General features: G+C 58.0%; 13 protein-coding genes and 2 tRNA genes. 14 read left to right on the forward strand and 1 reads right to left on the reverse strand.

All coding sequences use genetic code 11. The features are described 5' to 3' along the window. Positions 1–186: 186 nt before the first annotated feature. Positions 187–3,384 (forward strand): hypothetical protein, encoded by a 3,198-nt coding sequence (locus I4W07_RS07650; protein ID WP_196026197.1) that lies wholly within the window; start codon positions 187–189, stop codon positions 3,382–3,384. 21 nt (positions 3,385–3,405) lie between these two features. After that, entirely contained in the window at positions 3,406–3,624 is a 219-nt protein-coding gene (locus I4W07_RS07655; RefSeq protein WP_022094153.1) for a hypothetical protein, read from the forward strand. A gap of 66 nt (positions 3,625–3,690) precedes the next feature. Here I4W07_RS07655 and I4W07_RS07660 read toward each other — a convergent pair whose 3' ends face one another. Next, complete coding sequence (locus I4W07_RS07660) at positions 3,691–7,122, reverse strand: SpaA isopeptide-forming pilin-related protein (protein ID WP_196026199.1); 3,432 nt, start codon at positions 7,120–7,122, stop codon at positions 3,691–3,693. 297 nt (positions 7,123–7,419) lie between these two features. Here I4W07_RS07660 and I4W07_RS07665 point away from each other — a divergent pair. From I4W07_RS07665 to I4W07_RS07720, 12 genes are all read left to right on the forward strand, one after another. Beyond that, positions 7,420–7,494, forward strand: a tRNA-Gly gene (locus I4W07_RS07665). 422 nt (positions 7,495–7,916) lie between these two features. Then, a complete protein-coding gene (purB, locus tag I4W07_RS07670) occupies positions 7,917–9,263 on the forward strand; it encodes an adenylosuccinate lyase (RefSeq protein WP_196026201.1) in 1,347 nt (448 codons plus the stop codon). A gap of 57 nt (positions 9,264–9,320) precedes the next feature. After that, positions 9,321–10,238, forward strand: coding sequence for a substrate-binding periplasmic protein (locus tag I4W07_RS07675; RefSeq protein WP_196026203.1), 918 nt, complete (start codon positions 9,321–9,323; stop codon positions 10,236–10,238). Continuing rightward, positions 10,235–12,034: a sensor domain-containing diguanylate cyclase gene (locus tag I4W07_RS07680; protein ID WP_196026205.1), complete on the forward strand. Its 1,800-nt coding sequence runs from the start codon at positions 10,235–10,237 to the stop codon at positions 12,032–12,034. The genes I4W07_RS07675 and I4W07_RS07680 overlap by 4 nt, the downstream gene beginning before the upstream one ends. Positions 12,035–12,147: 113 nt before the next feature. Continuing rightward, complete coding sequence (locus I4W07_RS07685; protein WP_089572560.1) at positions 12,148–12,411, forward strand: TIGR03905 family TSCPD domain-containing protein; 264 nt, start codon at positions 12,148–12,150, stop codon at positions 12,409–12,411. After that, positions 12,411–13,622, forward strand: coding sequence for a twin-arginine translocation signal domain-containing protein (locus tag I4W07_RS07690; RefSeq protein ID WP_118079987.1), 1,212 nt, complete (start codon positions 12,411–12,413; stop codon positions 13,620–13,622). Before I4W07_RS07685 ends, I4W07_RS07690 begins: the two co-directional genes overlap by 1 nt. A gap of 152 nt (positions 13,623–13,774) precedes the next feature. Further along, positions 13,775–14,497, forward strand: a complete 723-nt coding sequence (locus I4W07_RS07695) for a response regulator transcription factor (RefSeq protein ID WP_118079985.1) — start codon at positions 13,775–13,777, stop codon at positions 14,495–14,497. Between the two features lie 11 nt (positions 14,498–14,508). Continuing rightward, complete coding sequence (locus tag I4W07_RS07700) at positions 14,509–16,074, forward strand: sensor histidine kinase (RefSeq protein ID WP_196026207.1); 1,566 nt, start codon at positions 14,509–14,511, stop codon at positions 16,072–16,074. 118 nt (positions 16,075–16,192) lie between these two features. After that, positions 16,193–17,071 carry a phosphoribosylaminoimidazolesuccinocarboxamide synthase gene (locus tag I4W07_RS07705; protein WP_035136481.1) on the forward strand — a complete coding sequence of 293 codons (879 nt, stop codon included), beginning with the start codon at positions 16,193–16,195 and terminating at the stop codon, positions 17,069–17,071. Continuing rightward, a complete protein-coding gene (locus tag I4W07_RS07710; RefSeq protein WP_196026209.1) occupies positions 17,072–17,647 on the forward strand; it encodes an ABC-2 transporter permease in 576 nt (191 codons plus the stop codon). It begins immediately after the preceding gene. Between the two features lie 89 nt (positions 17,648–17,736). Then, entirely contained in the window at positions 17,737–19,017 is a 1,281-nt protein-coding gene (locus tag I4W07_RS07715; protein ID WP_196026211.1) for an aminopeptidase, read from the forward strand. 28 nt (positions 19,018–19,045) lie between these two features. Beyond that, positions 19,046–19,118: transfer RNA gene (locus I4W07_RS07720), tRNA-Lys, on the forward strand. The last annotated feature ends 452 nt before the right edge of the window (positions 19,119–19,570 follow it).

The following is a 19,570-nucleotide window of genomic DNA, read 5'->3' on the forward strand; positions in this document are numbered from 1 at the left end:
TGAGAAGGTGGTTTGCTGCCATGATTTTAGTCCGATATGGAGATTAGGCTATATCCTTGTCCGCTCGGGGCGTTAAGATAGACCGAATTCGGTCGTTTTCGCTCGCTCGGGGTATACTTTCGACTATATACGGTTCTAATGTGCATGCATTGGGCCTATTTGTCGGATTATGGATGTGGAGCGCACATGGCGAACACCCAGAACTATATTAACCACCTGCTGCAGAACACCGGCATTACGCCGGCATGCAGCGAAGAAGAGCGCTTGGCTGCCGAGGATATCGCTCAGATCTTCCGCAACCACGGCTTTGACCCCGAGGTTCAGGAGTTCAATGCCCCGGCGCCCAGTAGATTGGCATTTGCCGTTACCGGTATTCTTGCGTTTGCCGGCGCCCTGCTGATGGGTATCGGCGGCGGTATCGGCTTGGTCGGCACCTTGCTGGCCATTGTCGGTGCCGTTCTTTACGTGCTCGAGCGCACGGGCCGCCCCGTGGTTTCGCGCCTGGGCAAGACGGGCGTGAGCCAAAATGTCATCGCCTACCACAAGGCCTCGGGCCCGCTCGCATCTCCGCGCAACCGCCCGGTGGTCGTTGTCGCACACTACGACTCTCCCCGTGCTGAGCTGCTCGCCCGCGAGCCTTATGCCTCGTATCGTGCGCTCATCGCCAAGCTGTTGCCCGTTGCCACGGTTGCCCCCGCTGCCGTTGCCATCCTGCGTATCCTGCCGCTCCCCGGCGCGCTCAAGGTTCTGCTGTGGATTGTCGCGATCCTCGCTTCCCTCGTTGCGCTTGCCAACGCGGCAAACATCATCTCTAACCGCCATATTCTTCCCTATACGTCCGGCGCGGTGTGCAACAAGTCTTCTGTCGCCGCTATGCTCGGCGTTATGGACAACGTTGCTCCCTTCCAGGGCGAAAACGAGTTTCCCGACGATGTTCCGTTCGATACCTATTTTGGGGAGCAAAAGCGTCGTGCCGAGGAAATGGCGCGTGCAGCGGCGGAGTATGCCGCGGCCCAGCAGCAAAACGACTACGGCAACACCATCGAGTACGAAGAGCCTACCTACGCCGAGGACGAGTTCGGTCAGCCGATTGCTCCCGACACTCAGACTGAGCCCGAACAGGGCGAGGCTTTCGACGAGCAGATCGAGGGCTTTGAGGGTGCGTCTGCCGACGAGACGCTGATTGGCGTCATCGTGCCCGAGGATCAGAATCAGGCTGTCCAGGCTGAAGAGTTCAATGACGAGGTTTCCGCTGCCGAGCCGGTGGAGGAGCCTGTCGCGGCCGAGCCCGAGCCCAAGCTCTATCGCAATGCCGCCGGCAACATCCGCTTTGGTTCGGATGCCATCCGTGCGCTCGGAATGCTTCCCGAGTCCTGCACGCTCGATTACGAGGAGGGCGAGGAACCGACGTTTGAGCCCGAGCCTGCCCCCGTCGTGACTGCACCTGCGCCCGCTGTCACCGTGGATGATGAGTCTGCCGCGGTTGCCGCTGCCGTTGCCGAGCCCGAGGCGGTGTCCGCGATCGATCCCGCGGCAGGACTGGACATTTTGGCTCCCGCCGCGCCGGCGCAAGACGTTGCGGACGAGTCTGACGACGATTACATTGAACAGCCGAGGCGCGTGTCTTACGAGAGCGATACTGATTTCTCGGCCGAGATTCCCGTGGCAACGCCCCATGCCGACATTGCATCCGCGTTCACGTCGATTGGCGCCAGCGCTTCCAACTTCTTTAAGGGTGCGCTTGCAAAGGGCAGGAAATTTGTCGACGATTTCGAGGAGAAGCGCGCTGCCGCACGCGAGGCTGCCGAGCAGGAGGCTATCGCTCAGCAGCAGGCAGCCGAGGCGGCACGTGAGCGCGCGGCGCAAGAGTTCGAGCAGAACGAGGCTATGCAGTCCGCGCCCGTCGACGCTGCCGAAGCTACGACGTCCTTTGAGTCCCAGCAACCGGCGTCCGCGGATGTTGTTGAGGCGACGACGTCTTTCGAGGCTCAGCAGCACGTCGATAGTACCATGTCGTTTGATGCCGCGCAGTTCGATTCCACGATAACGTTTGAAAAGCAAGGCACCGCGATTGCCGAGCCCCTTCCTGTTTCCGATGAGCAGGGCGACGCGGCAGACGATGACGAGCCTATTGATGCCGCCGAAATCCAAGATGCCGCCGAGGACGAGCCCGTCGAGGCCAACTCTGACGAAGAGCAGTACGCGGCAGCCGAGCAAGATGATTCGACCGAGGTCGAGCAGGAGGAAGTGTCTGCGGTTTCCGAGACTCCCGAGACAGATGAGTCGAGGCCTTACTCCACGCAGATTTTCACCATGCCGACCCCGAGTGGTTCCGGTGCCACGGTTGCCGATGTTGCTCCCACCCAGGACGAAACGGTCGATTCCCTTATGGCCCAGATTTCCTCCCAGGCATCGCCGCGTCCGCAGATGAATGTTCCCGATCCGGCGTCGGTTCCGTCGCCTGCACCTTCCTCGTCTCCGCTGGCTTCGGTCCCCGATCCGTCACTGCCGTCGATGAAGCAGGCAAACGTTGCGTCTCGCACGTCGCTGTTCGACCTTCCCGACCCCTCCGCACAGGTCAACGACCCCTTTGCTACCGCTCAGGGTCCCGAACCCACATCGGCCCCCGTTGCGCCTCCTATGCCCGTTGCGTCGGGCGCACAGCCGATCGAGACCATTTCGGCTCCCGCCCCTGCGGCACCCAAGTCTCGCAAGCGCGGCCTGGGCGGCCTGTTCGGTCGTAAAAAGAAAAACGAACAGGACAGCATGAGTGATTGGCTGGGCGTCGAAGACGATTACGATGCCAAGAAGTCCGGTCGCGGCATCGGTTCGTGGGATAATTTCGAGGACGATAACGATGGCTGGAAGGGTGGCGCTACGTCTTCCGACGGCGCTTCTTCCGAAGATATGCTCTCGGCTGTCGCCTCTATGGGCGATGATGAGCTGCTCGGTCACGATATCTGGTTTGTGGCAACGGGCGCCTCGGATTGTGATGGCGCCGGCATGAAGGCCTTCTTGGCTTCGCATCGCGATAAGCTCCGCGGCGTATTCTTCATCAATCTTGAATCCGTCGGCGCCGGTAGGCTTTCGGTGGTGACGGTCGAGGGCGAACAGCAGCTGCTCAAGGGCGATCGCCGCATCATGAACCTGGTCAGCAAGGTGTGCAAGTCGTTCCATGTCGATTGTGGCGCGCTCGAGATGCCCTATGCCAAGACCGATGCCTATGCCGCGCTCGAGGCGAGCCGCCGAGCCCTCACCATCGCCGGCGTGGACGGCACGCGTCTGGCTTGCGCTCGTACCGAGGACGACCTGCCCCACAATGTCAACCCGACGAACATTGCCACGGTATCCGAGGTCGTGACCGAGGTTATCCGCCGTTCGTAGACGGAGCTCTAAGGAGTCAACGTGTTTTCGTATATTAAGCGCCATTGGCCTGTCTACGTGATTTTGACCTTGATTGCCATTGCGTTAGGATTTGGGGCTGCCTACATCGTGGGTGCAAAGGGCTCGACCCCCGCCTCCGCAATCAGCGAAGAGGTGGAGCAAGAACAGAGTACGGGTGCCGATGGGATTCCTGAGTCCGAGCAGGCAATCGTTGATGGTGGATCTTCGTCTGCAGAGTAGATACGGCGATTTACATGATTGAAAGCGGGCGAGCCAGGGGACTGGCTCGCCCGCTTTTTCATCGCGCTAGCGCTTCTTTGGGGTCGACCTAAGGCGAGCGAACCATAGGGCTGCGGCACCCGAGGTCAGGAGCGCGGTGATGCAAGCGGCGATGGGAGCTGATCCTGTTGCCGGTAGGTCCTGCGGTAGGGTACAGCGTTGAATGACGCTGTCCTCGTCATGTGACTCAAGTTTATCGCCGCCACCGTTGCGGCAAAGATCGACGCGCGCGCTGTTGGTGAGTGCGGTTTGGGGCGTATAAGCCGACGTTGCCTGCATGTGTACGACTGCGCCCCGAGCGTCTGTGCCAAGGATTGCTTTGGCATCGTCAAGATCGTCGTGCTCATCTTTGAGATCATCGCGGGTCCAAGAATCCGCATCGCTTCGAGTCGTAAAGTCGGCGGCTACCGCACCGTATTCAATGCGAATGCCCGTTACGACGGTATTGGACGCAAGGTCGAGTTCTTTCGCCTCGAGTGTGGTGGATTCCGTGGTCGAGACATCCGCCTTCCAGAGGTGCCAGCCGTCGTAATCGACGAGGCGGCAATCCTCACCCAGACTCTCCCTTACTTCGTCGGACTCAATCCAAGGATTTTCGTGCCCATCGTCAAGTGTCGCGTTTGCCGGCTCATCGACGTCTGTTGAGTCCAACGGCGTCGTGCGATACCATACGTTGCACAGACCGTTGAGGTCGCCGATGGCGACGGGGGTTTCGATTGAGATGAATCTCGCCGTGCCGTCTTTGGCGCACTCAAGATCATCGGTAATCGTAAACTCATCAACCCAAGTAGCGGAATCGTTTCGAGCATCGATGGTATAGGAGAAAAGCCCATCACTATTGGTTTGCGTCGTGGCGCGGTTTTTACCATCGCCGTTAGCCAACAGGCCCTTTTCGATAGGTTGGACAAGTTCCTGACGCTTGTCGACCTGCCCCTTGATCTCGATGGGCGCATCCTTCATCGCGACGGATTGGACTTCTCCCGTATCTTTTATTTCAAACGTTATCTCCTCGGCAAGGTCATAGGTCCGCGGAGACATCATTTCGCGCAACGAGTAGGTGCCAGGTGCAAGATGTTCGACGCGGTGCGGCTTGTCGGATGAGGTCCAGGAGTCTATTTCGGTTTTATCGGGACCATATAAGGTGAGCTGTGCGCCTTCCACTTCCTGCTCACCGCTTGCATCGACCTTGGAGACATCAACCTTGGTGTAATCGTCGGATACGTTAAGCCGTGCTTCTACAACGGGTGTTTTCTGGTCGGCATAAGTAAGGTCGACAATATGGGATGTCCGATCGAGTAAGAAGCCTGCCGGCGCTTGAGTCTCGACAACCTCGTAGCGTGCGGTGCCAGATCCCAGCGGGAGGTCGTCCGCGCGTGCTTCTCCAGTTTCATCCGTCGTGACGGTAGCGACAGTCTCACCGTCGAGCGCGGCAATGCTACCGTCGGGGCGCACGATATCACCCGAGGCACGGATCTCAAAGACGGCGCCCGCGAGGCTGCTGCCGTCTACGGCATCGGTTTTAACGATCCTGATGTTTCCGGTCGCGGCGTGGTCATAATACGAGGCGATTGCAACGGGCGTTAGGTTCATGTCGGCGGGTATGTTTACCTCGATCTCCTCGCCGACAAGATAGGGCTCTTTGGCCGAGGTTTCGCGTACATAATAGGTGCCCGGCACGAGCGATTCGGGCAGTGTGACGGTCCCGGTCGCGTCAGTCGTAAAGGTGTCCATTACGTTATGTGCTGGATACCAGCAAGTTTGTGAGACAGGTTCGTGATTGCTGTCGAGGAGTTGGAAGGTGAATCCGGCTAGTGGAACAGAAGCGCCTGTTTGGGCATCGCGTTTTACAATCTGGAGATGCGTCGACAGCGCGTGGTTGTCCACGATATATTGAAGCTCGGAGCCGTTGGAAATCTGATTGGCCCCGACGGTCCATTCCCCTGCACGTTTAAAACCCTCGGGGACGGTTTCCGGAACCTCGCGAATCGTGTAGCCGGCACGGTCGTATGGGACAGCTCCGTGGACACCGGCGGGTCGCTTGCCTGTGCCGAACCATGCTTCGGGCTGATCTTTGGTGGAGGTAAAGCCATAGATGTTTGTGGTCAGTGTGCCAACAACCTGCTGAGAACTGTTGCTGACAACCTCAAAGACAACACCACCCGCCGGTTGCTCCAGGCCGGATTGGTCGCTATTGCCGTAATCCTTGAATTTGGAAATCTCAAGGTCAAACGCAATGGGGATATCGGAAATGCGAGATTCGATCTCGACTACGCCTGAATCGCCGAGCTGGTCGGCTCCAACGGTATAGGTCCAGCTGTCGTTGGATGGCAGGTAGCCCTCGGGGGCTTTTGATTCGTAGATGGTAAAGGTTCCTAAGGGGACATCGACGAGGGTAGCCCGACCGCTTTCGTCGGTCGTGAGGATCTGCGCCCATCCAGGGGTTGATTGCGACACACACGTGAACTCTGCTCCTGCGAGTGAAGATCCCACCTGGGGGCCGGCATTCGTCGCGGCATCGAGTTTTACGATACGCAGGTTGATGGTGCCGGGCTGTTCATCAATGGCGACCTGTCCACCGTCATTCCCCGTGGTAAAGGCGATGCGATCACGACGGGGGACATAGCCGGCCGGCGCCTTCGTTTCAACTAGGTAGTATGCCGTGTTGGGCAGAAGTGTTGCTTGCGCCCGACCGTTGCTGTCCATCTGGATGGTGCCGACATGCGCGCCGCTGGCGCTCTCAAAAATATCGAATGTTGCCCCGTCAAACTGATAAGTATTGTTTCCGCTGGTAATGGCGGCGTTTGCAGACTGTTTTTTGAAGGAAACAGAGACCGCCGGCAGTACATAGAGCATGTCCTGACGTTTGCTGCCGCCCGATACGGCTCCTAGATAGCGTCGCGCGCGGTGCGGAGCTGCTTTGATGCTTCCTGATTTTGCGCTATCGTGGAGCCACCGCGCCGCCGCCACGACTTCATTGTCAGTGGTAAAGTGCCCACTCTTGGTTTTGCCCTGAGCGGTCGTGTAAGAGTAAGTACCGTCGACATGGGTAGTGCCGTTGAGCATCCATACGGCAAGCTGGGTTGCGGCGCGGGCGCGATCGGGTGAAAGATGGTAACCGCCAAACGACGTGGCGGTAGGATATCCGTGACAAACGATTGCCGCGAACTCGTCGTCGAGCCACACCCAGCCTTGATCAAAGTTGAGCCATGGGCCGCCCGGCTTGGTGGGGCCGGGGCGCTCCTGGTTCATGCAGTAGGCAATCGAGGCGTCTTGAGCTTCATACTTGCCGATGAAGAAGGGCCCACAATCATCGCTAATAGTGCGGAAGCCGAGCTGATCGTAGCCATCGACGGCAAATGCGGCTCCCGGTGTCAGGCAGCCGAAAAGCAGGAAGAGGAGCAGGAGCAGCGGACCTGTTGCGATTGCGCTGTGGACAGAGTGCGTGGGTGCGTTGGACATGGCTGCTCCTTATCCCTCGTGCGCCGCATGGGGAGGTTGCGACGCGTAGGATGAGGCTACCCCCGAGGTTCATGCGGGTAAGTACCGGAGCCTGACCAAAAGCTTGCCCAATTCCTGACAAATTGAGCTCAAATACAACAATCAAGCAAAAGTGCAGGTAGAAGATAGGGAGAACAGGAGGTCAAAGGTCCTCGTCTCCACAATTGACGCGATTTTCAAACGAATCTCCACAGCTAAAACAAGCATCGTCACCCTTGTATCGAACAAGACAACCGCGTTATACTATCCCCCACATATGCGGGCATCGCCAAGTGGTAAGGCATCAGCTTCCCAAGCTGACACTCGCGGGTTCGAGTCCCGTTGCCCGCTCCAGTTAAAAGCACAAGCACGGCACCATTACGGTGCCGTGCTTTTTTCAATAAAGTGCCGGGACTCGAACCCGCCAGGGTGTGAGCGTAAAGCAAACGCGAAGCGTTTGTAGCGAGCAGGCGAAGGCGCCGGCAGGCGCCTAAAGCCGGTGCGTATTTGCGAAGCAAATACGCGGACGTCCCGTTGCCCGCTCCACCGGGCACGGGAGACACAGGGACGGCCAATTCAACAAAGTCCCCCTCGGCTTCGTGAGGCTGAGGGGCTCGCCCGCAGCCGGTGCGGATTTGCGAAGCAAATACGCGGACGTCCCCATGGCCGCTCTTGCGGCAAAATGTTAGGTTAATGCCTGCTGCCCATACTTGCACCTGCGCACGGTACAATGGTTGAGTTACGACCAACGTGCCAATAACCAAAAAGGAGCCGCTATGATCGATCGCTATACCCGCCCGGAGATGGGACATATCTTCTCCCTCGAAAACAAGTACGCCATTTGGCAGGAGATCGAGGTCTTGGCCTGCGAGGCCCAGGCGGAGCTCGGCAAGATCGGTATTTCTAAAGACGAAGCCCAGTGGATCCGCGATCACGCTAACTTTGAGAAGGCAAAGGTCGATGAGATCGAGGAAGTCACGCGCCACGACGTTATTGCTTTCCTGACCAACATGAAGGAGTACATCGACGCCGATGTTCCTGAGGGCGACCCCAAGCCCAGCCGCTGGGTCCACTACGGCATGACCAGTTCCGACCTGGGCGATACGGCTCTGTGCTACCAGCTCACCCAGGCCTGTGACCTGATCATCGAGGACGTCAAGAAGCTCGGCGAGATCTGCAAGCGTCGTGCCTTCGAGGAGCGCAACACACTCTGTGCCGGCCGTACTCATGGCATCCACGCCGAGCCGATGACCTTCGGTATGAAGTTTGGCTCTTGGGCCTGGGAGCTCAAGCGCGATCTGGACCGTCTCGAGGATGCCCGCAAGAACGTTGCCTTCGGTGCCATTTCGGGTGCTGTCGGCACCTACAGTTCCATCGAGCCGTTCGTCGAGGAGTACGTCTGCGAGCACTTGGGCCTGGTGCACGACCCGCTGTCCACGCAGGTCATCAGCCGCGACCATCACGCCTACCTCGCCGGCGTCCTTGCCACCACGGCGGCCACCTGCGAGCGCATCGCTACCGAGGTTCGCAATCTGCAGAAGACCGATACGCTCGAGGCCGAGGAGCCGTTCCGCAAGGGTCAAAAGGGCAGTTCCGCCATGCCGCACAAGCGCAACCCGATCACCATGGAGAAGGTCTGTGGCCTGTCGCGCATCGTGAAGTCCAACGCCCAGGTCGCCTTCGACAACGTCGCCCTGTGGCACGAGCGCGATATTTCGCACTCCTCTGCCGAGCGTGTCGCCCAGGCCGATAGTTTCATCGCGCTTGACCACATGTTCCAGTGCCTCATCCGCGTTATCGATGGCTTGCAGCTGTATCCGGCTCGCATGATGGCCAACCTCAACAAGACCCGCGGCCTTATCTTCTCCTCCAAGGTGCTGTTGGCCCTCGTCGACACTGGCATCACCCGCGAGGACGCCTACGCTATCGTGCAGGAAAACGCCATGGCCACCTGGCACGAAGTGCAGGATTGTGTCTCCGGTCCCACCTTTAAGGAGCGTCTCGAGGCCGATCCGCGCTGCACCGTCAGCCAGGAGAAGCTCGACGAGATCTTTGATCCGTGGGACTTCCTCACCCGCATCGACACGGTCTTCGGTCGCCTGGAGCAGCTGAGCTTCGAGTAGGGTTAACCTAATTCGGCCGTTTGCGGATGCATTCCAACCTTTGGCGCCTTGCCCATCTTGGGTGAGGCGCTTTTTTATCGCCGCATCAGCCCCAGGTATACAATGAAATCCGACTGCTGTTTCGATGAAGGGAGGCTTGTGCCCGGACGTATCAAGCGAGCCGCCATCGTCTCGTTTGCGCTCATGCTCCTTGTTGCCGCCTGTGTGGCCGCCCTGACGTATACCGTTCGAAGCAGTTCTTCCTCCTCGAATGAAGCCGACAAAGATCTCCCGGTACTCAAAATCGGCGTTACGGATAACGACCCCTATGTGTATGTCGATACCACGGGCGATTACGCCGGTATCGATATCGACATCGCCCGCGAGGCGTGTGAGCGTGCGGGGCTCAAGCCACAGTTTGTCGATATTGACTGGAACGATCGCGACCGGCTGCTCGAAAACGGTGATATCGATTGCCTGTGGTGTGATTATTCTCCCTGTTATCGCGAGGATAAGTATTACTGGACCGAGCCGTATCTAACCGTGACGGTCTCGGTTGCCGCCAAGAAAACGAGTGGCATCAAGTCCTTGGCGCATCTCGATGGAAGCAAGACCATCGCGGTAATTGCGGGCTCGGTGAGTGAACGCCGATTGCTCGCAGGGGATCTGGAAATCTCGCCGAACGTGCAAATCAAATCGTATGGTTCTGCCGAACTCTGCAAAGCCGCCCTCGCCAAAGGGTATGTCGACTGTTGGATGGCGGACGTTCAGCCGCTTGACCGACTTGTCGCCCGGTATCCCGGCCTTTACCGCGTGTTCGCTGACAACGTTATGACGGTTGATCTGGGCGTCGCGTTTGATGACGGCTATGAAGGACCGATCGTAAAGGATCTCAATACCGCATTGTTTGCCATGGACCGAGATGGCACGATTGACCGTATTGTGGGCAATTACAAGACAGGAGCGACGACGGGCGGGCAAGGAGCAAATCCATGACAAATGATGAGCACCGCTTGCGTCGAAAGACTCTGACCGTCATAGCTGTCGGCGTTATTGTCAGCGCTGTCTTGTTAGGCCTGTTGTATACGGTTGGAACCCATCGCTGCCTCGAAAAAACGCTTGGGTTTGGCCAAGAAACCATGGCGTTTTTGGAAAACGCTTGCGATAAATATGACCGCTACGAACAGGGGAGAAAAACCGAAGAGACGCACGATTTGCTCGCCGCGATCGAATCGTTTGCGACGTTCCTGTCCTCTGATCGCGTTGAGGTTAACGACGATCTTATCGAGCAATTTGTCCATGCCGAGAACCTTTCGGGGCTGATGGTCATGGACTCCGATGGCCATATGGCTGCCCACTACGACATCGATGGTCGCGATCCGCTCATGTTGTGGCGAGAGGAGCTGGCCTGTGCGCCGGTCGCATCGATGTATCAAGGTTCCAAAGTGACCTACTCAACTGTCGTCGAGCGCCGTGGTATCGTTTTTGCCGTCTGTGCTATCCCGTATGGCGACGGCGTTGCCTTGGCATACCGCTCATTTGTTTCCGATCCAGCGGACGACTATTCATATGCCATAGCCGACGTGCTTTCGAACAGCACCTTCCACCAGGGCCCCACGGTGCTTGTTATGGAGGATGCGGAGATTGTCTCATCCAACAGCGCCGATGCTGACGTGTCGCTCGCCCGATTCCTCACCAGCGCAGGGGTTGAGTGGAAAGACGATGGCCTAACGCGCATCGAATATCGAGGAGACAAATGGTACGCGGTGCGTGCGGCATACAAGGACTACCGCCTGTTTGCACTGTATCCCAAATCTGAGGTCATGTCTGGCAGGATCACATTTGTCGCCGCTGGCGTCTTGGTGTGCCTTGCGTTTTGGGTCGTGGTACTGTTGGCTCGAAATATCGTTGATCGCCGCAATTTGGTCGAAAAGGATAAACAGCTCGGCATTATCAATGCCATAAGCGCCATCTACGATTCGACCTTCCTTTTGCATCTCGACACCCTCGAGATCGAGGGAATCAATATGTCGCCGACGATAGCGAAGATATTTGCCGAGCACAGCGAGGCATATGACTTTATGGACACGGTCTGCCGGGATGTCGTGAGCCCCGAAAGCCGCGAAGCGGTTGTGGGACTCGTAGATATAAGTACGCTTCGCGAACGTATGGAGGGCGTACCGTACTTGGCTGCCGAGGTGCGAGATTGTCGAGGCGCTTGGTACTCGCTACAGGTTGTCCCCCAGCATCGCGATGAGCAAGGCCGGCTGGAGTCGGTCGTCGTGGCGACGCACAACATATCGATGGTCAAACATGCCGAGGAGCTGACATACCAAGACAAACTGACGGGGCTTCGCAACCGCAACTACCTTGAATCGCGCGGAGATAGCCTGGTAAACGAGGGCTTGCCCGTGAGCGTGATTATGTTGGACTGCAATTATCTCAAGCGGACCAACGATATCTACGGTCACGAGATGGGGGATGAACTGCTGCGACGGACGGCGTCCGTGCTGCGGCGGGTGGCTGGTGCGGATTACCTGCCGATGCGCGTTGGCGGCGACGAGTTTTTGCTGGTTTGCCCCCATACTGACAACGAGTCTGCGCTCGGGCTGGAACAGGATCTTCGTCTCGGTCTTGCCGCGGTAAGCGATGAGGCACTGACGGTCAGCGCATCGATTGGCGTGGCGACCGTCGAGACGGCTGGAAATACGCTGGCCGATGTATATCGTGTCGCCGACCACAATATGTATCGGGAGAAGCGCACAGTCCACGCACGGGGTACGGGCTGCTAATCTTGCCCCCACTAATCTATGCATCGTAGGATGTTGAATCGGTGCTTACGATAATAAGTCGGGCCAGGCGGGGATAATAGACGTCTGAAATTTCTTTCTGAGAGGGGATCTCAATGATTAGTTTTGACTACAAGCCTCAGGGTGTATGCTCTCGCAATATCCACCTCAATCTTTCCGATGACGGCAGCAAAGTGCTGGGCGTCGAGTTTACCGGCGGCTGCGACGGCAATCTCAAGGCTATCTCCAAGCTGGTTGAGGGTGCTCCTGCCGATCGCGTAATCGAGGTTCTCGCCGGTAATACCTGCGGTATGAAAAAGACCTCCTGCGCCGACCAGCTTACCCGCGCTATCGAGGCCGCTCGCGCCGAGATCGCCTAATGGGTATCGCCGACCACATCAAGAACGGAATATCGCGCCGCGGCTTTGTGCTCGGTGGAGCTGCCGCGGGCGCTGCCACGGTACTTGCCGGATGCTCGAAAAAAACGGGCACCAGCGACGATGCCGCCGGCGAGCCGCAGGTTATCAAAGATGACTCAAAAATCGTCTCGATTACGGATGAGTACGAGGCTGTCGAAATCGACCTCGAGCCTGCAGCTTCATGGACATTGCCTTTGGGTACGCTGCTGTATTACTGCGACGGTGATTACGCCGCGGCGATGATGGCGCCCGCATCGGCGCGGCATGCCAATACGCTCGGCATGCTCAACCTGGGCGACGGCTCACTCACGACGCTCGTCGAGGATCCCGTGGAAGGTGCGGGGTATTCGTTTTACGATGTCCGCGCCGGCGATGGCGTATTTGCTTGGGTCGAGATGAACTTTGCGAATGCATCATGGAAACTCTATGCGCAAAATACGGCAGGTGCGTCGCTTGTCGGCGATGTGGTCGAGCTCGACCGAGGCGGCAAGGACTACGACCCGCCGCTGTTTACGGCGTTCGAATCGTCCGTCATTTGGTACAAGATGCCTGCTGCAGGCGGCAATAAGACGAGTCACGACTCGTATTGCTACCGCCGCTCGCTCGACGAGGCAAAGGCCGAGGCCATTTGGAAGTCAACGGGCCGCTTTGCATCCGCCCCGCGTGTGAGTGACGGCATCTTGACCATTTCCCCGCGTGTGCGCAACGACGAGGGCGTCTACTACGGCATGACGGCGATCGACCTGACGGACGGCAACAATACCAAGAGGGCTCAGCTGGTCCTTCCCTCATCGGTGTCTCCCTTCGAGGCCGTATATATGGGCGACACGTTTGTGTTCTCCATCGAGGCCACCTATAGCGGCGTGGGGAGCCTAGGCAACATGGGCACCTATATCGGTAACGAGAATGGGACGTTCCTATTCCTGTCGCGCGAGCCGCTTGCGTGTGCTGCCGGCAGAAAAGGCAAATATCTGGTTAAGGTTCAGGCATCGCATTTTCTGATCGATACCTCCGCCAAAACCTATGGTTCGCTGCTGTCGCCCGACCGCGCTCTCGAATATGGCGATTATCCAGCTACGGCGGGTAAATCGAATACGTTTTTAACCTATGCCACGGTGCGTAATAGCCAAGGCATTCCCGAGACGGTTACCGCCCGCCTGTTCTCTCTTTAGCGCCGAGGGGTTAAAAGGGCGCCAACGGGGGAATAAACGCGTTGTAATTGTGAGTGCCGCCCGCCGAGCCGCCGCACTGTAGCGGTGCTCGGCGGGCATAGGTGCGTTAAAATGGGCTTGTTCTTAGCTAATTGAGACAGGGGGGCCGTGTTATGGCTTCAGATGCAAAAAAGATTCTGCTGGTCGAGGACGAGAAGGCAATCCGTGACGCTGTCGCTGCCTATCTCGAGCGCGAGGGCTACTGGGTTGTTGGCGTCGGGGACGGCCAGTCTGCGATCGAGGAGTTCGAGAAGCACCAGTTCGACCTGGTTGTGCTCGACCTTATGCTCCCCAAGATTCCCGGCGAGCGCGTTTGCCGCACCATTCGCGACACCTCGGATGTCCCCATCATTATGCTGACGGCCAAGGGCGAGATCGAGGATCGCATCATCGGCCTTGAGCTTGGTGCCGACGACTACCTGATTAAGCCGTTCTCGCCGCGTGAGCTCGTCGCCCGCGTCCGCGCCCTGTTCCGTCGTGCTCACCAGGCAGACGAGCCCGCCGTTGAGGTGCTCGACTTTGGCGATCTGGTCATCGATATCTCGGGCCACAAGATCTTGGTCGAGGACAAGGAAGTAGACCTGACTGCTTCCGAGTTTAAGCTGCTCACCACGCTTGCTCGCCATCCCGGTCGCGTCTATAACCGTATGGAGCTGGTCGAGAAGGTGCTCGGCTATGACTTTGAGGGCTACGAGCGCACCATCGACAGTCACGTCAAGAACCTTCGCGCCAAGCTGGGCGACGACCCCAAGAAGCCTAAGTGGCTCTACACCGTTCACGGCGTCGGTTATCGCTTCGAGGCTCCGGCCAAGACCGATAAGTCGGACGAGAAATAGGGAAATCACATATGACACCTGCGCGCTTTGAAATTGGGCAAAAGCATAAGCAGGAGAACGAGGCGGGTTCCAAGGCAAGTTGGAACACGCCTCGTTCCGATTCACGGCCAGCGATGAGCTATCCCTCGCGCATGGCCTTGGCTTTTGCCCTGACGTCGCTCATGACGGTATTGGTGCTGGTGGGCGTTGTCTCCGTTGTGTGGGGTACCGTCTTTTCGGATTACACGCGCTCCAATATCGTCGAGATTGCCAATTCTGCCGCCGAAAAGCTTGCGACGTCGTACGAGGAAAACGGCAACTGGACTGCGGGCGAGCTACGCACGGTCGCGACATCGAGCTTGGTGTCCGACGACCTGAGTATGCAGGTTGTCAACAAAAAGGGCGTTGTCGTCTATGACGACTCATGGCCTTCGGCAAGTGCGACCGCCGATGTGCGCGAGAGCGAATCGGCGTCGAGCAGCTCGAGCGGTAAAAAGGCCTCGCATAGCCCGGTCTCGTCGGCGCCCACCGACTCCGATAGCGTTGCCAACGTCGAAATCATAACGTCTTCTGGCGAGCATGTCGGACAGGTGAAGCTATGGGCTATCGGCTCCGATGCCCTGCTCACCAAGGCGGATTCTGCGTTTAGGGAAAAGACTTTTAACGCCATGGCCCTTGCCGCGGTTGTTGCGGTCTGCATCTCAGTTGTTATCGGATCGTTCGTGTCGCGCATGCTTACCAGACCGATTCATCGTATAACCAGCACAGCCAAGCAAATTCGCGACGGCGATTTGTCCGCTCGTACCGGTTTGCGCGGCGACGATGAAATCGATCAGTTGGGTGAGACCTTTGACGAGATGGCCACCTCGCTCGAGAAAGATATGAAGCACGAAAAGCGCCTGACCTCGGATGTCGCACACGAGCTTCGCACGCCGCTCATGGCCATGCTTGCAACGGTCGAGGCCATGCAGGACGGCGTGTATCCCACCGACGATGAGCATCTGGAGACGGTCGCTTCCGAGACGCGCCGCCTGGCTCGTTTGGTGCAGCAGATGCTCGACCTATCGCGTATGGAAAACAGCACGGCGCCGCTCAATCTCGAACCGGTGGACATGGTTCCCTTTGTGCGGTCTATCGTCAACGCTCAGGAGCGCCTATTTGTTGACCGCGATCTGCGCTTGCGCTTTGCTGACGAGACCCAAGGTCACGACGATGTCGTCGAGGCCGATCCCGACATGATCACGCAGTGCGTCATCAACCTCATGAGCAACGCCATGCGCTACACCCCCGAGGGCGGTTGGGTCGTGGTGTCGGTGCTCAGTGACCGCAAGCATGTCAGTATTGCCGTTTCGGATACCGGTATCGGTATTGCCAAGGACGACCTGTCGCGCATCTTCGGGCGATTTTGGCGCGCAGATGCCAGCCGCGCCCGCGAAGCCGGCGGCCTGGGCGTTGGCCTCGCCGTGACCAAGCAAATCGTCGAGCGTCACCATGGCTACATATCCGTGGAGTCGGAGCTTGGAAAGGGTACGACTTTTACGATTCATCTGCCTCGCGAGCACACGGCGGACGCGGCATCTACTACAATGGAGCACTAGCTTTTCGCTATTCGGTGAAGGAGGGGCCGCGTTCCTGCCGCTCCGAGTTTGCGAAAACATGCGGGAAAGAACCCGCATTTCTGTCGTATTTAGGTAAGGAGTGACTCACGTGACAACGATGGAGCGTCGTCCGGATTCCCGTGGCAAGGTTCGTGATATCTACGATGCCGGCGAAAACCTGCTGATGGTCGCCACCGATCGCATTTCTGCGTTCGACTTTATTCTCCCCGACGAGATTCCGTTTAAGGGAGAGGTGCTCAACCGCATCTCGGCATTCTGGTTCGACAAGTTTGCCGATATCGTCCCCAACCACCTCGTCTCCATCGATCCAGCGGATTTCCCCGAGGAGTTTGCCGAGTATCGTGACTATCTCGCAGGCCGCGCCATGCTGGTCAAGAAGGCCCAGACGATTCCTATCGAGTGCATCGTCCGCGGTTATCTGACCGGTTCGGGCAAGAAGACCTATGACGAGAACGGCACCGTCTGCGGCATCCAGCTGCCCGAGGGTCTGACCGAGGCCTCCAAGCTTCCCGAGCCGCTGTTCACGCCGTCCACGAAGGCCGAGATCGGTGATCACGACGAGAATATCTCGTTTGAGCGTTGCTGCGAGATCGTTGGCGAGGACATCGCCACGCAGATTCGCGATCTGTCTCTCAAGATCTACAAGGCTGCTGCCGAGTATGCAGCGACCCGTGGCATCATCATTGCCGACACCAAGTTTGAGTTTGGTGTTATCGATGGCAAGGTCACGCTGATCGACGAGTGCCTCACGCCCGACTCCAGCCGTTTCTGGCCCGCCGCCAGCTACGAGGAGGGCAAGATCCAGCCTAGCTACGACAAGCAATTCGTCCGCAATTGGCTCAAGGCCAACTGGGATATGACGGGGGAGACCCCGCACCTGCCCGCCGAGGTCATCGATGGCACGTCCGAGCGCTATCGCGAGGCCTTCCAGATCATCACGGGCTCCCAGTTCACAAGCATGAAGGAGAACGCATAAGTGAGTACCCGTAGCGCCACGAACAAGCGCATGCAATCCCACGAAGTTACCGGGGTTGCGCGCAAGTCCGCCGCATCTGCTAAACCCGCCCGCCAAGCAGCGAGCTCCGTTCGCGTCGTGCCGGCTTCGTCTAAGGCACGCCGCAAAGAGCTCGAGAAGGGCGAGAACCTCGAGGGCCTCTCTAAAGAGGAGAAGCGCGCCCGCAAGGCTAAGCAGCGCGCCAAGGAGGACCGCATCTATACGGTGTCGAATATCCTCCTCAAGCAGGACGAGGACTACACCAAGCGCCGTCGCATCTGGTGGATTGTGCTCGCCATTGGCATGGTGCTCGTCGTGGCAATTTGGGCCTCGCTGTACTTCGCTCCCGCTGGCATGGTGTCCAGCCCTGTCCAGATGGTCGGCATTGTTTTGTCCTACGTAATCATTTTGGGCGACTTTATCTATGACTTCGCTCGTATTCGTCCCTTGCGCAACATGTACCGCGCGCAGGCCGAGGGCATGTCCGAGAACAAGCTCAACGCTCTTATTGAGCGCGCGGCTGCCGAGGAGGACAAGAAGGACTCCAAGAAGAAGTAGCGTTTGCATACATACTTATCGCTAAGATATAAGGCGCGTCGTTTTTGCGGCGCGCCTTTTTACTGTTCTATAGATAGATGGAGTGGCACATGATTCGAGCTGCCCTGACGGTCGAAGAGGCTCTGGAGGGCATGAAGGCCCTGGAGCCCAAGATTAAAAACTACGCGCGCCTGGTCGTCCGCAAGGGCGCAAACGTCAAGCCCGGCCAGGAGGTCGTCGTTCAGTCTCCGGTCGAGTGCGCGCCGTTTGCGCGCGTGGTGGTCGCGGAGGCCTATGCTGCCGGCGCCGGCCACGTGACGGTCATTTGGGCCGATGATGCCGTGACGAGGCTCACGTACGAGCATGTCGAGAAAAGCTATTTTGAGCAGACGCCCGAGTGGAAGCGCATGCAGCTGGATTCCTTGGCCCAGGATGGTGCCTGCTTTGTCTTTATCGAGGGTGCGGATCCTGCGGCCCTCAAGGGCATCGATCCAGCCAAGCCGGCAGCGGCATCAAAGGCGAGGAATACGCAGTGCAAAGTTTTCCGCCGTGGACTGGATTACAACATCAATCCGTGGTGCATCGCCGGCGCTCCGGTCGTGGCTTGGGCGCACGAGGTGTTCCCGGGAGACGCCGATGAGGTTGCAATCTATAAGCTGTGGAATGCGATTCTGCACACCGCGCGCGCCGATGGCCAGGACCCAGAGAGCGACTGGGAACTCCATGACGCCGCATTCGAAAAGAACCTGCGTTTCCTGAACGACAATCGTTTCGACTACCTGCATTACACCGCGGCAAATGGAACCGATCTGACGATTGGCATGACGAAAGGTCACGAGTGGGCCGGCGGCAAGGGTAAGACGCCCGATGGGCACCCCTTCTTCCCCAACATTCCCACCGAGGAAGTCTTCACCTCGCCCGATCGCATGCGTGCCGACGGTATCGTGTACTCGGCCATGCCGCTCATCCATCACGGCAATAAGGTCGAAGATTTTTGGATTAAGTTCGAGGGCGGTCGCGTGGTGGACTACGACGCCCGCGTGGGCAAGGCAACGCTCGCAAGTATCATCGATACTGACGAGGGCGCTGCTCACCTGGGAGAGGTTGCGCTCATTTCCAAGAACACGCCGATCCGCGAAAGTGGTGTTCTGTTCTACGATACGCTCTATGACGAGAACGCTAGCTGCCATCTCGCGCTAGGTGTCGGTTTCCCCGAATGCATCGAGGGTGGGTATGACATGTCCAAGGAGGAGCTTCTGGAGCATGGCGTTAACGTCTCGAGCACGCACGTCGATTTTATGATCGGCACGGACGACATCGATATTGTGGGCATTACGCCTGATGGACGTGAAGTTGTGATTTTCCAGAACGGCCAATGGAGTTGGGAATAGTCCCAGACCGTGGTACAATGCCACCCGCGGGCCGTTAGCTCAGCTGGCAGAGCAGGGGACTTTTAATCCCAAGGTCCAGGGTTCGAACCCCTGACGGCCCACCCAAAGATTGTTGAGACGGTCAACTTCGGTTGGCCGTCTTTTTTGTTGCCGGTGCACGGGTTCGAACCCGTATCTATCTATATATAAGAACGCTTGGCGAACAAAACCCGCCTTTTACCGATGGGAAACAAATAGCTGATGCCTTTGGAGTAAAGTAGCGCTCCAGAGATGACCGATGTCTCAATACTCATAAAACAGCTGGTCATCGCCAATATCAGAAGCCAATGCTTCAGTTTTAACCTCAGTGACGCGACTGAGGGATCTATTCATTTGTGAACAAAATATGGAGTGCGCGATTCCCGCCCACGGGGCCCCTCCGGTCTGGCAATATATCTCCTTGCCGCGCGGCCCGGTCGAACCGGATGAACCGCAAGGCGTGCACCTTGAGAACCGGATACTGCGAGGATGGGCACTTACGAGTGTCGCATCCGGGCAGACATCGAACCATTTG

It is taken from the genome of Collinsella aerofaciens, assembly GCF_015670745.1.
Taxonomy (GTDB): Bacteria; Actinomycetota; Coriobacteriia; order Coriobacteriales; family Coriobacteriaceae; genus Collinsella; species Collinsella aerofaciens_T.